Source organism: Mesorhizobium sp. M7A.F.Ca.US.006.01.1.1, from assembly GCF_003997935.1.
Taxonomy (GTDB): Bacteria; Pseudomonadota; Alphaproteobacteria; order Rhizobiales; family Rhizobiaceae; genus Mesorhizobium.
On sequence record NZ_RZQL01000551.1, the window covers coordinates 1 to 419 of the forward strand.

General features: G+C 69.2%; 1 pseudogene. It reads right to left on the reverse strand.

The annotated features are described in order from the left end of the window. Nucleotides 1-419 (reverse strand): annotated as a pseudogene (locus tag EN943_RS37440) (hypothetical protein); the annotation flags it as partial.

Below are 419 nucleotides of genomic sequence, written 5' to 3' on the forward strand. Positions count from 1 at the left end.
ATGTCGCCATCCGTCTGCACCGTCATGGCATTGTGGACGAGCACATCGTCGCTGACATTGCCGTCGCCGCCGCCACCGCCGATGCTCACCGTCGCGTTAACGCTGACATTGACGCCGTAACCGCCAGCCGCCGCCCAGGAATCGCCGCCATTGCCGCCGCTGCCGGCGACCGACTGGGCAAGAATGCCGCCAGCCTGGTAACCCTTGGTGACGATGCTGCCGCCGCCGCTGAGGCCGGTATCGACGATCACCAGGTCGCTCCTGCCACCGTCGCCGCCCCAGCCGCCGACAGTAACGCCGAGGCTTACATTGACGCCGTTGCTGACCGAGCCGGCCATCGTGGCCGCACGGCCGCCATTGCCGCCGCCGCCGCCAATCGACTGCGCCACGATGCCGCCCGAGCCGACCGCGTCCGTGTC